A 13,069-nucleotide genomic window follows, 5' to 3' on the forward strand; every position below is an offset into this window, starting at 1 on the left:
TCAAAAAAAATGGCACTTAGATGATAATAGTTATCATCCATAATATAAAATCAAACGATATAGATAATGAGGAGCAAAGGCTGGGATATAAAATGTGGGCGAAGACTTGAATAACAATAAACATATAAAAACCACTGCTTACATATGGAAATACTTTTCATCCAAGCGCTCTAAATAAACCATTGAATATGATTCAACGATGTGAGTATTTACTGCTAATTAAAAATGAATAATTGTCTGAAGTTTATATATTCATTAACGAGTTACAGTAAAAGTCAGACTTTTGCACCACAGAGTAGCTCATTAAATGTACTATTAGTGCTTCTTTTATGAGCTTTAATGTGTAGAATGCCGCTCTCCAGAAGGATTTTAGTCAATGCGTTAACCAAGGAAAGCCATTCACCTCATATTTTAGATACCCTTATGTTTAAGACTATAACCCCCGTTATGATTGCGATTGTCTCTTTATTTACATTTCCCGCGCTTGCCGAACCCTCAGGGAAATTGGTGAGCTCATTATCCTTACAAAATGCGTCAATCCAGTCGGCGTCTGGGCGTCATGAGACACAAAAACTCAAAAAAATCCTGACCCATTATGACGAGTGGGAAGGTGTCAGTTACAAGCTTGGCGGGAACACACGTAAAGGTATCGATTGTTCTGCTTATATGCAGCGCATTTTTGAAGATGAGTTTTCCCTGAGTTTGCCAAGAAGTGCCCAGGAACAAATGAAACAAGGCTCTCGGATCACCAAGGAAGCTTTAGATACAGGCGATCTGGTTTTTTTCAAAACCTCACGACAAACACGACACGTGGGTGTTTACATCGGGGAAGGCAAATTTATTCATGCCTCCAGCAGCGTGGGTGTGACCATCTCAAAGCTTGATAATAAATACTGGGGAGCGCGGTATGAGCAAGCACGGCGTATTAATCATACGGAAGCATAAACTCACTACCAACGTATTCGGCCACTGAGGCTGTTCATATTTGGATTTCTCCATCTCCATATCGAGTGATTACCTTCGATTCCTTCTGGAGTCTAAAACTTTCGAATGGCCGTTATTAACGGTCCGTAAAGATAAAATGTAGGTCAATGGGATCATGGGGATTTAAAACGCAGGCTAATGCAAGAGACTCAGAGAGACTGTATAGCCAGGGTCTCTGATAGAGGCTGTGGCATCAAGCATAAAATCAATGCGTAATGCTGATATTTTTGGCTATCACTGAGTCCGTCACATATTGGTCATTCGAGATACACGAATAATGATGAAAAGATGTTTTATGGTGTTCCCCGCTATCCTGTCATTGAATTCCTGTAACGATAAGGTCAGTGTGGATACCATTCGCGCGATGACTGCCTCCCCGAATGACTCCCGTCTCATGGGGAAGTACTGGATACCCGCACACTGGCGCGCAGAACGGATGGCAGTGTGCAAGTGATCTATCAGTGCTATATGCCTGTGGCCTGGTTCCAAACGATGTTCGCGCAGCAATTGGAAAGAACAAGGGCGGCGAACGCTTGCTGACACAGTGACCAGAAATAAAGTACTGAAAGCAACTGCGCGGGAGAAGAAAAAGCGGGAACCGCTATTGCTTGCAGAAGCCAACGCATTGTTTGAGCAACTTCAGGTCCGTGGCGACCTGGACCGCTATAAATCACTGGTCAAATATGCTTCGATGGGTAATCAGAGTCTGGGAACAGTGAAGGCCTTCTTTGACAGCGAGAATGGGCAGGCGTGGCTGGATACGTATCCCAGGGCCGAGGTGGCGCTGGGCCACCACTGCCACGGAACACAGCTCCCGCGACATCATCCAATGGGTTGCTCAGTTCAGCACCGAGATTGCTGCTATCTCCGCGAGCTTTCCACCACCACAGTTGATAACAACTCGCGTCAGGTCACGACTCATGTCAGGTACTTCAGTCTTTACCGAATGGGGTGTAATCATCTGCGATACCATCGCGTCGGCGGGCGGCGGAACGACCTTCAGTTCCATCATTACGATAGCTGGATTGAGACCAGCCCCGCCACGCTCAAGCATGACCTCATATCCACCGGTAGAAGTTTCAACCTCGCCTGACACTATAAGCCTGGGCGGCTGCGCATATACAGATGCCTTCCACTCGCCGGATGACTGGATCCGGCATCCCGCCGGTATTTCAGCCGCGACTGTCGCAGCCGATGGTATATTCTGTTCAATCGCCGTGGTCGGCAAGACTGCCTGCTCGCGGGATTGTACATTTCCAACCGCAGCAGTGCTGGCACCGGAATTCTGGTTACAGGCAACCAGCATCAAGGATGCCGCCAGCGCGCTAACGCGTAATAATGCAGACTTGTCCAACATAGTCGATGTCTCCCGTGCAATCGCGAGTGATTAATTTTGCAAACATATCATGATCGAACCAGATTTATTGCAAAAAAATGGCTTTGTAATGAAAACTTAGGCTATTCATCTATTATTCAGTGATCCCCATGAAACTCGCTACAGACATGTATCCCCCAAATGGGGAGCTGCGTCCAGATGGGGAAAAATTGCTTGGCTGGGTCTGATTGTGGGTTTATATCACATTGATAACTCACCAGTCTGGGACGTGTAAAAGTCATGTCCCCCTAACCGAACCTTCAAAAAGGGATAATCTCGTGACCAAAAGCATTAGGCTCACTGTCGCAATAACACTGCTTACTGCGACACTGCCCATATTAGCTAAAATGCCAGAAAACTTTGTCTATACCAGCTCTGGCGACCTCGAAGCGTCATCAGTCATTATCGCGCGTAGCGACATTGGCGGTGCGCAGATCGTTTACAATTGGCGCTCACTCGAACCTGAGAAGAACAAATACAACTTCTCGCAAATTGAGAAGGACTTGGCTCGTCTTAAGGTAGCCAATAAAAAACTTTTCATCCAGATCCAGGATCGGTTTTTCGAACAGAATGCCAGGTACGTTCCTGATTATCTGATGAATGATGCCAGGTACGGTGGGGGGATATCGCCACAATTTGACAATCCTGGCGAAGGAAAGCCGAGTGGTTCGGGTTGGGTGGCACAGCAATGGGATCCTGCTGTGCGCCAACGTTATCAGGCTCTGTTGGCAGCGATTGCAGAGCGTTTCGATGGTCGAGTCTATGGTGTGAACCTACCCGAAACAGCCATTGATCTTGACGAAAAAAAGCTACCCAAGGGATTTTCCTGCGATAACTATTTTGCAGGCGAAATGGAAAATCTCACCTTTGCGCGAAAGGTGTTCACCAAATCCCATGTGGTGCAATATGTCAATTTCTGGCCGTGCGAATGGAACAACGACCACAATTACATGGGCCGGCTGTTTGAGTTCGCGAGTGCCAATAATATTGGACTTGGCGGCCCAGATATTGTTCCCAACCGCAAAGCGCAAATGAAGAACTCATATCCGTTCTTCAACAAATACAAAAGTAAGCTAGCACTCATTGCCATGGCAGTGCAGGAGCCGACGTTGACCTACAAGAACCCCAATACGGGTAAGCCATTTAGCAAGGATGAGTTTGTACAATTTGCCGACGATTATCTTGGCGCAGATATCATCTTCTGGAGCACTACATCTCCCTGGCTGACTAAGAAATAGGTATCAATCGCCAGAGACAGAAAGCCTCACTGTGAGATCATGTATAGGTTCTTTTTCCGGATAAAATCGCGCCAGCCGTCGGACAACAGCACTGATAACCCGCGTAAGTAATGGTGCGGACGGGTTCGAATGCTGGCGCATTTACACAGCGAAAATTTCTGGGGTTCCAGCTTAGGCCCCTCTTCGGGAACTGATTGCAACATTCAGTTGGGTTCAGTATGAAAGCACCAAGGTATAAATTTAAAACCCATTTTCAGCCCTAAAAATGCCCCAACTATTTAGGGCATTGAGTTCAGTTCGCTGCGGGTTTTCTTTGTTAGCTAAACGCGTTGCCCACGCATTCAGGTCACGAGCTGGCATCCGGTTCATTACCAACTGATAGGATGATGCGAACTCTTACAAATATAGTCATACAGGCGTTGAGTATCTTCCAATGAACAAAGGCGCGTGCCAAGATTAAGTGTTGCCGCGCTACCTGCGGCAACACCAAAACGTACAATCTCAAACAGGTCTGCACCCTTTGCCAGTTTCAGTGTCATTGCGCCAACCATACTGTCCCCTGCCCCAACGGTACTCATCTTCTTCACCGGCGGGGGAACGATTTGTACCCAGTTATCACGATCGACTGCTAATGCTCCCTGTGGCCCAAGCGACACCACGACTCGCTCGGCAGCGCCACGATTAACCAATTCCTTAGCAGCATGGCGTACATCATCAGGATGCTTCAACTCCCGCCCTATAAGGGCCGATAGCTCATTCTGATTAGGTTTTACCAAAGCAAGCCCCCCCAAATCTAAGCTCGCTTTTAATGCATCGCCAGAGCTATCAATGATGCACTGCAATCCCATAGCTTTAGCCTGCTGAATCAGGTGAACTAATTTTTCAATACCCGTACCTGGCGGCAAACTACCGCTAATAACCAAAATCGATCCTGAAGGGATGTTTTGCACTTGTAGTACCAGTAGATCAAACTCAGCATCACTCAATCGCGCCCCTGGCATAACAAAACGATACTGTTCACCACTGTTGTCTACGTGGACATGCATGTTCTGCCGTGTCCAATCCTGCGTTTTCAGCGTTTTCGTCTCAATACCTTCCCGATCAAGCAATTCTTTCAAGTGCTCCCCTGTAGGGCCAGCAATAGGAAAAATTGCATGAGCTTGACCACCAAGATAAACAACAGCACGAGCGACATTAATACCGCCACCACCCGGCTCAAAAATAGGTGCCGTGCAACGTAGTTTTCCTTCAGGGTAGATTTTGGGCGTCGTTGTTGCGCTGTCTAGCGAAGGGGATAATGTTAAAGTGAAAATCTGAGTCATGATAATACAACCTTCCTTTTTGGTTTTTATTTCGCAGATTCGGCAAATAAAAATAGAAATTGTGTATTGGTGATGGACTTAGAACGGCCACATTAGCGACCCAAAAGCTCGATGAATTATTGCACCCACCAACAGAACGTTAGCTTTTCTTTTCAAAAAACAGTGTCACTTTGGCGACTTCAACACCAAATTTGCGCAGTGATGTCTGGTTGAACAAATGGGTATCATCCTGGCGATATAGCCAGTCATCAAAGTGCAGTTTTATGCTGCCGTTCTCTGTTTTCACGTCCATATCATAACGCCAGTTGAAAGCATTACCTGCGGTATAACCATGGGCCACGCCAATGATATCCCCTGCCGTCCCCTGATAGCTGCCATCCGCGTTTCTGATGATGCGCCAGATACGGGTCTGGTGCTCGCCATCAGCAAAAACAAACTTCTCGTTGAGCGTCAGGGTATTGCCGACAACATCTCCCTGGATAACCACCTCAAAACGGCGAGTCTGTTTATTCTGATAATTCTGCAACATTCCCCAGGCGCGGGTTTCGCCGCTGAAGTAGCCGAACAAATCGAAACTAGGTTTATTGTTTTGATAGTCATTGATATCTGCACTGCATCCAGCCAGTACAAACAGGAAAGCCAGTAACAGGCTTTTGATATTCATCAGATACCTCCAGTCAATTGTTGCCGTAAGTCAGGATATTGTGTCGTCGGTGACAACCAGATAGCGAGAAATGCATCTCGGAAAGCACGGTCGAAACGATCACCAATCGGCTTAATATATGGATTAGATGGCGCGCGATAATAAAATTGTCCGCCAGTATTATCACCCACGAAAGTGAGTTGGCTGCCAGAGGTTACTGCCGGCCAGATAGTCGCTATCTGCTTGAGCCAACGCTGCTGCTGTGCTGCAGACACGCTGATTTTCATGGCTTGCCATTGTTCTTGTGTCGCGTTCACCAGCTCTTCTTGGGTGATAGAACGCTGATAGTTAATACTGAGTGCCTGCGGCCATCCCCCTTCCTCATAGCGTCCGCTCGGTGTGCGCAATACTGAAAAATAAATATCAAAGGGCCCCCAACGTAGCGTGGCACTGCCTACCGTCGGCCACGTGGTCCAATCGCTGGCCTGTGCCATCTGAGTACTCAGACAAAGAAGAAAAGTTAACAGCATTTTCATTCAATTCTCCTGCGTAGTATTGGCCAACTGACAACTGGCAGATAAATAGCCCACCCTAAAGATAGGGTGAGGATCATCATTTCAGGTGCGATTTGTGGAGTCATCGCATTCAATTTCCAGCCGATAACATAGGCTAGTGGGCCGGTAAGCGCACCTAACAACACCACTGTTTTCACCGTCGGGATAATCCGTCTCAGTAGCCAATAAAACCAGCTAGTGAAAGTAAGCCACAATGCGCACATCCATATGGGAACACCGCCCCCTCCAGCAAATTTAAAGATATCGAGATAGCACCAAAACGCATCCATGGTAATACCCAGTAGCGCCGCTAACAGGACCCATATACGCTGTTGCCGCGGGGTAAATATCAGTGCCAGCGCAGCGCCCAGAAGTAGAAAAAGCATTACTTGTTCACGCCAAATAATGGCCAGCGTCCAATAGGCATCAAAACCGAGCGTGGTTAGCCAAAATCCGGCGCCCAATCTCATCGACGCTCAGCACTCAGTTGTACGGTACTGATGGATCGCGCCAGAAAACCAGCTTCGCAATAGCACAGGTAAAATCGCCACTGGCGCTGAAAACGTTCGTCAAATCCCTGATTGTGTAATAAAGGCCAATTCTGCTCAAAACGCTCACGCCATTGTTGCAGCGTGCGGGCATAGTCACGGCCAATATCGAACAGGTCACACATCACCAGATCGCTATGGCGTGTGAGGGTATCGCACAGCGCGGTTATCGATGGCAAGAAGCCCCCGGGGAAGACGTAACGCTGGATAAAATCCACATTGCTGCTGTATTGCTGATAACGCTGGTCGGTAATGGTGATCGCCTGTAACACCATTTTGCCTTTAGGTTTCAGTAGCTGCTGGCAACGTTTGATAAATAGAGGCAGAAAACGTTTGCCTACGGCTTCGATCATTTCGACCGAGACCAGTTTGTCATATTGCCCCGTCAACTCACGGTAATCCTCAAACAACAGAGTAACGCGATCCTCTAATCCAGCTTGCTTAATACGCTGTTGGGCATAAACGTACTGTTCCTGCGAGATAGTCGTGGTGGTGACGCGGCAGCCATACTCACGCGCGGCAAATTCCGCCAGCGCTCCCCACCCAGTACCGATCTCCAACAGATGATCTTGCGGTTGCAGATCTAACTGTTGGCACAAGCGACGCATTTTAGCCTGTTGCGCCTGTTCCAATGTCATCTCCGTTTCGCTGTACAACGCACTGGAATAAAGCATTTCACTGTCGAGAAACTGCTGATAGAAGCTGTTACCCAGATCGTAATGTGCGGCAATATTACGCCGTGCCTGCCGCCGACTATTATCACGTAGCAGGTGCACCAGCCGATGCCAAGGGGCGGTCAGCCAACTTAAACGGGCCTCCATCTTATCGACCAACTGCATGTTACTGGCCAGCAACTGAAGCAGGCGAGTTAGATCAGGACTGCTCCAATAACCGTCAATGTAGCTTTCTCCACCAGCAATGCTGCCACCCAACAGTATTCGGCGGTAAACACGGGGATCATAAACCTCAATTTCAGCCTGTAGCGGGGCTTGGGTATCACCAAACTGGATTTCACCGACACCGGCTTCACGCAGCAATAATCCGCCCCCTTGCAACTGCTGTAGCAAGGTAAAAATAATGCGACGAGCACCTTTATTGTGACCCGAAAAAGGGGTGCTATCGGCGAGGGTGTATTCTGAGGAACTCATCGTTCATCCTTGCCGCCGGCGGCGGGGTGAGGGTAAATGAGGGTACGTTTCAGCCATAATTTCAGTGCTTGCCAGTAAATGGCGGTGGCAGTTTTCAGTGTCATTAGAGGCAGAAGCCATAACTGTCGGCGCAACGTTGCCCGCGTTAGAGGGTGTCGATAAAGCAGTAATGTGGCGTCAAATTCGCGGCTGACACGGTGATTTTCGATATGAATGCGCAGTCGCTGTGCGGGGGCAGAGAGCCGCCAGTGGTAGGTCATGTCCATCGGGTTAAACGGTGATACATGAAAAACTTTATCTATGGTTGAGGTACCTTCTGGATTTACGGCATAGGTATGGCGTTCATTCCATGGGGTATTACGAACTTCGGCCAACAACCAACACAGTTTGTCATCATCGTTATACAAATAGTAAAAGTTGACGGGATTGAAGTAACATCCCAGATAGCGCAACTGGCACAACAGCATCACGCGGCCATTCAACTTTTCGCCGGTCAATTGTGCAATGCGTTGCTGCGCTTTGTGTTTAATATCGCCACCACCCAGATAATCGCCACGATAAAACGACGCTGGGGCAAAGCGTTCCAACGCAATACCCAGCGCGGGCAATTGTGTCAGTTCATCAAGATCAATCAATGGCATGAAGATTTGGTAATCAAAGCTGTGTTGGACCGGGCTGAAGCGACGATGGCGCACATGTCCTACGTAAAGGGCGCTATTCATGCGGCGTTCTCCTGCAACAAAACCTGCGTGACGTCCAGCGCACTGCGTACCCCATCCTCGTGGAATCCGTTATACCAGTAAGCGCCGCAGAACCAGGTATTGTGCTGCCCGTTTATCAGCGAACGCTGCTGTTGTGCCAGTACAGTAGTCTGATTGAATACCGGGTGGTGATAACTAAACTGGCGCAGAATAAGCGCCGGTTCAATCGGTTGCTGTGGGTTGAGTGTGATACAAAAGGTCTGTGGCGCATCCAAGCCTTGCAGAATATTCATGTTGTAAGTCACGCTGGCGAGTTGGTTCTCTGCATGCTCGTCGCTGGCAGGTAAGCGATAATTCCAACTGGCCCAGGCACGGCGCTGGCGTGGTAACAGACGAATATCGGTATGCAGGATGACTTCATTCGCTTGATAGCCCAACTGAGCTAAAACACGTTGCTCCTGCGGGCTGGCATCGGCCAGAAGACGCAGTGCCTGATCGGCATGGCAGGCAAAAATCACCTGATCAAAATGTTGTTGCCCCAAGGCGCTATGAAGTATCACCCCTTGTGGTTGGCGTTCAACCCGCAGGACTGGCATATTCAGGTGCAATGTCAGGTTGTCTGCCATTATGGCCAACATGCGGCGCACATATTCACGCGAGCCGCCTGGCACTACAAACCATTGTGGGCGGTTGGTGATGTCTAACAGACCGTGGTGATCGAAAAAGCGCAAAAACAGTGCTAATGGAAACTGGCGCATATCAGTCATTGAAGAAGACCAGATAGCGGCCCCCATCGGTAACAAATAATGCTGGGCAAAATAGGGGGAAAAACCTTCCTGTTGCAGAAAATCGTCCACCGTTTGAGCCGTAATACCGCCATTCGCCAGGTTTTTCTTACATTGGCGATTGAAACGCATAATCTCTGCCAGTAGGCGATAAAAGCGTGGGTTCAGCAGGTTACGGCGTTGGGCAAACAGAGTATTGAGCGTATGGCCGTTGTACTCCAGTCCACTGCGTGGATGCGTAACCGAGAAGCTCATCTCCGTGGCTTGGCCACTGATGCCCAATTCAGCCAACAGAGCAATAAATTGCGGATAGGTCCGCTCGTTATAGACGATAAATCCGGTATCGATAGCGTAGCTGCGCCCTTCCAGCGTGACGTCCACGGTCGCGGTATGCCCACCGGGATAATCATTGGCTTCAAACAGTGTAACCTGATGTTTTTTAGCTAACTTCCATGCACAGGTTAAACCGGAAATCCCGCTGCCGATAATGGCGATTCTCATTGGATTACCTCACCAAACGCTTGGCAAGCCAGCGTTGTAGAGCTTGTGGAAGTAGAGCTGTTAGTCGTAACAGCGCGGCGAACAGTGGGGGAAAAGCAATTTCAGCGGCCCCTTTTGCCAGGCCACGGCGAATATAGTGCGAAGCCTGCTTAGGGGTGATTATCATCGGCATGGCAAAATCGTTGCGGTCAGTCAGCGGTGTGGCAACAAAACCGGGTAATATCAGCGAAACATTAATACCGGATTTTGCCAAATCCACGGCCAGGCTGCGGGCAAAATAGGCAAGTGCCGCTTTTGAGGCACCATAAGCTTCTGCGCGCGACATGGGGATGATGCTGGCTGTTGACCCCACCAATGCGATCCTGCTCCCGGACGACAGTTGTGGTAACAGGGCATCTAAGCAATTGATCGGACCAAGAAAATTAGTATTAAGCACCCGTGCAACCCGTTCAGCCTCTACGACACCGTTATTAAGGTATTCACAGGTTCCAGCACACAAAATAACCAGATCGGCCGGACATTGCGCCAACGCGCTACGCGTAGCAGACAAATCGGTTATGTCGAAATGACGCGCCGTAATTGCCGAATCATGCGCGCCAAGTGCCATCAACCGGGTTTCATCACGTCCACAGGCGGTCACCTGCCAGCCCTCGGCGGCATAATCGAGCGCCAATTGCTGCCCAATACCGGAACTGGCTCCGGTGATCACCACGTGTTTCATGCTTGCAGCCTCTTCTTCAATTTGACAACAATCCCGCCGAGCAGCGGTATATGTTCATACAGCATGGCACCCAGATCGTAGTAATCACGCTGATAGATGACCCGCTGTTCAGCAAAGCGTAACTGGCTGATACCCTCTAAACTGAGCAAGCTGCCACGGCGCAGACGGGGATGGGCATAAGTCATATGCCAGCACACAGAGGCTTGTTGGTCATGGTGCTGAATGTCAGTGAGGGTAAAGCTACAAGTGCTTAAGTTACTGAGCAGCGATTGAAAATAAGCTTCAAGTGAACTCAATCCCTGATGTTCTCCGACGGGATCGATAAAGTGGATATCGCGATGATAAACATCAGATAGCTCGACCAGACGTGCTGTATCCAGCGTGGTATAGAATTGTGAAAAACGTGCCAGCAGTGCTTCAGCGTTACTCATGGCAGTGCTCCGAAGCAAGGATTAGCAGAGCATGGTTATCGATAAGCGTAATATTCAAGCCAGCATCGCACCAAGCTGCTAATTGCCGCCGCTTGGCAGTATTGAGTACGCCATCGGTGCAGAGAAAGTAGCGTTCGGCCTTAAACATAGCCAATTGCGGAGATTCCAGCGATCCCGGCAAAATATCGATATGCATATTGTTTTTCGCCAGAACGATGGCGGCCATCCACAGCTCGGTAGGATCGGTGTTTCCCCATCCCAGTAGTAATACATTCTCGCCTGGCTTCTTGCGTGCACCCAGCATACAAAAAGTCGCGTATTCAATGATCACGCCATCCAGCAAACGACTCAGCATATGCAGCAATTGATGGTCATTCTTAAGCTGTGAACGTAATGGTCTTAGCACATATTCAATCAGAGCCTGAGGTGGATATTCACGCCCTAATTCAAAGATACGGCTACGGAGTTTATGCGGTGCGGGAGCCTGAATCAGCGCCAGTAACTGTTGTTGCAGTGTTACCCAGTTAGTGCTGTCGTCAGGTGCTGTACCACCGTCGAGTAAAGGTTTGATCTGGCTAACCGGGACGCCGCGTTCTATCCAGCGCACAATCGTGCGGATACGGACAATATCGTCGTCATTGAACTGCCGATGGCCACCTTCAGTACGTTGTGGTTTTAACAAGCCATAACGCCGTTGCCAGGCACGCAGTGTTACTGGATTAATACCACAAAGTTGCGCCACCTCACTGATACTGTATGTCGCCATGCCATTTACCTTGCCTAAAACACCTATAGATTAACCATAGCGGGTTAATACAAACTTGTACAAGAAAATAATAATTGTACAAGTTTGAGCAAGGAACGAAGAAAGGGATTACGGTGGTGAAATTAGGCTGATGCAGCTTTCTACATGTTAAGCCAATCCGCAGCAGAGGAAGATGTATCTGTTACCCAATAGCTCTTTTAACTAGCTGAAATGAAACGTTCTATTGTCAGATCTGCCCTATTCTGATTTCAGCTTGTGACTGAACCAAATAGCATGCCAACCCCCGATGATACCCCCATCGCAAGCGCACTCCAGAAGGTAATTCGAATAATACCTGGCCATATTGGCGCTCCGCCTGCTTTCGCGGCAATCCCCCCCAAAATAGCCAGAGAAGCCAATGCTGACAGGCTAATGGCTGGAATTGCCCAGTCAGCCGTGACAATAAACGCCACCAACAAGGGCAGTATTGCGCCCGCTGAGAAGCTCATCGCAGAAGCCCAGGCCGCTTGTAATGGGCGAGCGGTGGTGATTTCAGATATCCCCAATTCATCACGGGCGTGAGCACCTAACGCATCATGGCTCATCAGTTTTTCAGCCACTTGCTTGGCCAGTGCTACATCAAGGCCGCGATGGACATAAATCGAGGTTAACTCACGATATTCACCTTGAAAATCGGCGTTCAGTTCTGCTTGCTCTTCCGCCAATGCGGCCTTTTCTGTATCTGACTGAGAAGATACCGAGACATATTCCCCTGTTGCCATCGACATCGCACCTGCAACCAGACCTGCAATGCCGGTCAAAAGAATACTTTGATGTGTGGCATTGGCTGACGCGACACCCAATAACAAACTTGCGGTAGAGACAATCCCATCATTAGCGCCAAGAACTGCGGCCCGCAGCCAGCCTATCTTTTCGATACTATGCCGTTCTCTGTGCATCGTGGCGCTACCTTTTAGAGTGAAACTTCAGAGTTTATCAAGTCGCTGTTGAATGTCCTGATGACGGCCTTTATCTGCCAATTCTCGGCCTAAACGTGCTGGGGCCGCCAGTGCTTTTTGTTAATAGACTTTTGCATCCGCTTTACGCCCTTGCTCCAACAGGAAATCACCATAGAAATAGTTGGGATCTATGCCGGTTGGATTCACCTGTAACGCTTTTTTAGCTACAGTTCGGCTTGTTTTTTATCGCCAAAACCAATAGGCCAGCCAGGAACCTGATAATAGAGGGTTCCGAGGCTGGTATAAGCAGAGCCATCCAACGCATTAGCATCAAGTTTTATTGCCAGCTCCAGCTTAACTTTCGCGTCCTTAACCAAATCCAATGCTCCCAGCCCCCCTTCTCTCCTGCCCAAC

At 48.8% G+C, this 13,069-nt stretch carries 15 protein-coding genes; 2 read left to right on the forward strand and 13 right to left on the reverse strand.

Features of this window, described 5'->3' with window-relative positions; all coding sequences use genetic code 11:
* Positions 1 to 348 precede the first annotated feature (348 nt).
* The gene (locus tag V1952_RS05655; RefSeq protein ID WP_420074438.1) at positions 349 to 945 is read left to right on the forward strand and encodes an NlpC/P60 family protein; all 597 of its coding nucleotides are present in this window, start codon (positions 349 to 351) and stop codon (positions 943 to 945) included.
* Between the two features lie 877 nt (positions 946 to 1,822).
* Here the strand turns inward: V1952_RS05655 and V1952_RS05660 are convergent.
* Entirely contained in the window at positions 1,823 to 2,341 is a 519-nt protein-coding gene (locus V1952_RS05660) for a hypothetical protein (RefSeq protein ID WP_420074439.1), read from the reverse strand.
* Between the two features lie 365 nt (positions 2,342 to 2,706).
* On the opposite strand from V1952_RS05660, the gene V1952_RS05665 reads away from it, so the two are divergent.
* Positions 2,707 to 3,597, forward strand: coding sequence for a hypothetical protein (locus tag V1952_RS05665; RefSeq protein WP_372560704.1), 891 nt, complete (start codon positions 2,707 to 2,709; stop codon positions 3,595 to 3,597).
* 368 nt (positions 3,598 to 3,965) lie between these two features.
* Here the strand turns inward: V1952_RS05665 and pfkB are convergent, their stop codons facing one another.
* The 12 genes from pfkB to V1952_RS05725 form a co-directional block, all read right to left on the reverse strand.
* Positions 3,966 to 4,919 carry a 6-phosphofructokinase II gene (gene pfkB, locus V1952_RS05670; RefSeq protein ID WP_083162632.1) on the reverse strand — a complete coding sequence of 318 codons (954 nt, stop codon included), beginning with the start codon at positions 4,917 to 4,919 and terminating at the stop codon, positions 3,966 to 3,968.
* A gap of 139 nt (positions 4,920 to 5,058) precedes the next feature.
* Entirely contained in the window at positions 5,059 to 5,583 is a 525-nt protein-coding gene (locus V1952_RS05675) for a DUF3833 domain-containing protein (RefSeq protein ID WP_420071232.1), read from the reverse strand.
* A complete protein-coding gene (locus V1952_RS05680) occupies positions 5,583 to 6,098 on the reverse strand; it encodes a hypothetical protein (RefSeq protein WP_372560612.1) in 516 nt (171 codons plus the stop codon). Before V1952_RS05680 ends, V1952_RS05675 begins: the two co-directional genes overlap by 1 nt.
* Positions 6,095 to 6,586 carry a DUF2878 domain-containing protein gene (locus V1952_RS05685; protein ID WP_372560611.1) on the reverse strand — a complete coding sequence of 164 codons (492 nt, stop codon included), beginning with the start codon at positions 6,584 to 6,586 and terminating at the stop codon, positions 6,095 to 6,097. Before V1952_RS05685 ends, V1952_RS05680 begins: the two co-directional genes overlap by 4 nt.
* On the reverse strand, positions 6,583 to 7,812 hold the full coding sequence (locus V1952_RS05690) for a class I SAM-dependent methyltransferase (protein WP_372560610.1): 1,230 nt from the start codon (positions 7,810 to 7,812) through the stop codon (positions 6,583 to 6,585). The genes V1952_RS05685 and V1952_RS05690 overlap by 4 nt, the downstream gene beginning before the upstream one ends.
* Entirely contained in the window at positions 7,809 to 8,534 is a 726-nt protein-coding gene (locus V1952_RS05695; RefSeq protein ID WP_420074440.1) for a DUF1365 domain-containing protein, read from the reverse strand. The genes V1952_RS05690 and V1952_RS05695 overlap by 4 nt, the downstream gene beginning before the upstream one ends.
* The gene (locus V1952_RS05700; protein WP_372560609.1) at positions 8,531 to 9,799 is read right to left on the reverse strand and encodes an NAD(P)/FAD-dependent oxidoreductase; all 1,269 of its coding nucleotides are present in this window, start codon (positions 9,797 to 9,799) and stop codon (positions 8,531 to 8,533) included. Before V1952_RS05700 ends, V1952_RS05695 begins: the two co-directional genes overlap by 4 nt.
* Before the next feature lie 4 nt (positions 9,800 to 9,803).
* Positions 9,804 to 10,520 carry an SDR family NAD(P)-dependent oxidoreductase gene (locus V1952_RS05705; RefSeq protein WP_372560608.1) on the reverse strand — a complete coding sequence of 239 codons (717 nt, stop codon included), beginning with the start codon at positions 10,518 to 10,520 and terminating at the stop codon, positions 9,804 to 9,806.
* Positions 10,517 to 10,951 (reverse strand): nuclear transport factor 2 family protein, encoded by a 435-nt coding sequence (locus tag V1952_RS05710; RefSeq protein WP_372560607.1) that lies wholly within the window; start codon positions 10,949 to 10,951, stop codon positions 10,517 to 10,519. The genes V1952_RS05705 and V1952_RS05710 overlap by 4 nt, the downstream gene beginning before the upstream one ends.
* Positions 10,944 to 11,717: a MerR family transcriptional regulator gene (locus V1952_RS05715; protein ID WP_372560606.1), complete on the reverse strand. Its 774-nt coding sequence runs from the start codon at positions 11,715 to 11,717 to the stop codon at positions 10,944 to 10,946. Before V1952_RS05715 ends, V1952_RS05710 begins: the two co-directional genes overlap by 8 nt.
* A 248-nt stretch (positions 11,718 to 11,965) precedes the next feature.
* Complete coding sequence (locus tag V1952_RS05720) at positions 11,966 to 12,655, reverse strand: VIT1/CCC1 transporter family protein (protein ID WP_083162615.1); 690 nt, start codon at positions 12,653 to 12,655, stop codon at positions 11,966 to 11,968.
* Positions 12,656 to 12,879: 224 nt separating this feature from the next.
* Positions 12,880 to 13,038: a hypothetical protein gene (locus V1952_RS05725; protein WP_420071236.1), complete on the reverse strand. Its 159-nt coding sequence runs from the start codon at positions 13,036 to 13,038 to the stop codon at positions 12,880 to 12,882.
* Positions 13,039 to 13,069: the final 31 nt, after the last annotated feature.

The sequence above is a fragment of the Yersinia sp. 2542 StPb PI genome (assembly GCF_048593855.1).
In the GTDB taxonomy this organism is placed as follows: Bacteria; Pseudomonadota; Gammaproteobacteria; order Enterobacterales; family Enterobacteriaceae; genus Yersinia; species Yersinia enterocolitica_E.

Excerpts from the sequence above, each read along its gene's own strand:
- V1952_RS05655 (WP_420074438.1), top strand. The coding sequence starts at position 349 with ATGCCGCTCTCCAGAAGGATTTTAGTCAATGCGTTAACCAAGGAAAGC.
- V1952_RS05685 (WP_372560611.1), bottom strand. The coding sequence starts at position 6,586 with ATGAGATTGGGCGCCGGATTTTGGCTAACCACGCTCGGTTTTGATGCC.
- V1952_RS05715 (WP_372560606.1), bottom strand. The coding sequence starts at position 11,717 with ATGGCGACATACAGTATCAGTGAGGTGGCGCAACTTTGTGGTATTAAT.
- V1952_RS05700 (WP_372560609.1), bottom strand. The coding sequence starts at position 9,799 with ATGAGAATCGCCATTATCGGCAGCGGGATTTCCGGTTTAACCTGTGCA.
- V1952_RS05705 (WP_372560608.1), bottom strand. The coding sequence starts at position 10,520 with ATGAAACACGTGGTGATCACCGGAGCCAGTTCCGGTATTGGGCAGCAA.
- V1952_RS05665 (WP_372560704.1), top strand. The coding sequence starts at position 2,707 with ATGCCAGAAAACTTTGTCTATACCAGCTCTGGCGACCTCGAAGCGTCA.
- V1952_RS05710 (WP_372560607.1), bottom strand. The coding sequence starts at position 10,951 with ATGAGTAACGCTGAAGCACTGCTGGCACGTTTTTCACAATTCTATACC.
- V1952_RS05720 (WP_083162615.1), bottom strand. The coding sequence starts at position 12,655 with ATGCACAGAGAACGGCATAGTATCGAAAAGATAGGCTGGCTGCGGGCC.
- V1952_RS05680 (WP_372560612.1), bottom strand. The coding sequence starts at position 6,098 with ATGAAAATGCTGTTAACTTTTCTTCTTTGTCTGAGTACTCAGATGGCA.
- V1952_RS05660 (WP_420074439.1), bottom strand. The coding sequence starts at position 2,341 with ATGTTGGACAAGTCTGCATTATTACGCGTTAGCGCGCTGGCGGCATCC.
- pfkB (WP_083162632.1), bottom strand. The coding sequence starts at position 4,919 with ATGACTCAGATTTTCACTTTAACATTATCCCCTTCGCTAGACAGCGCA.
- V1952_RS05695 (WP_420074440.1), bottom strand. The coding sequence starts at position 8,534 with ATGAATAGCGCCCTTTACGTAGGACATGTGCGCCATCGTCGCTTCAGC.
- V1952_RS05690 (WP_372560610.1), bottom strand. The coding sequence starts at position 7,812 with ATGAGTTCCTCAGAATACACCCTCGCCGATAGCACCCCTTTTTCGGGT.
- V1952_RS05675 (WP_420071232.1), bottom strand. The coding sequence starts at position 5,583 with ATGAATATCAAAAGCCTGTTACTGGCTTTCCTGTTTGTACTGGCTGGA.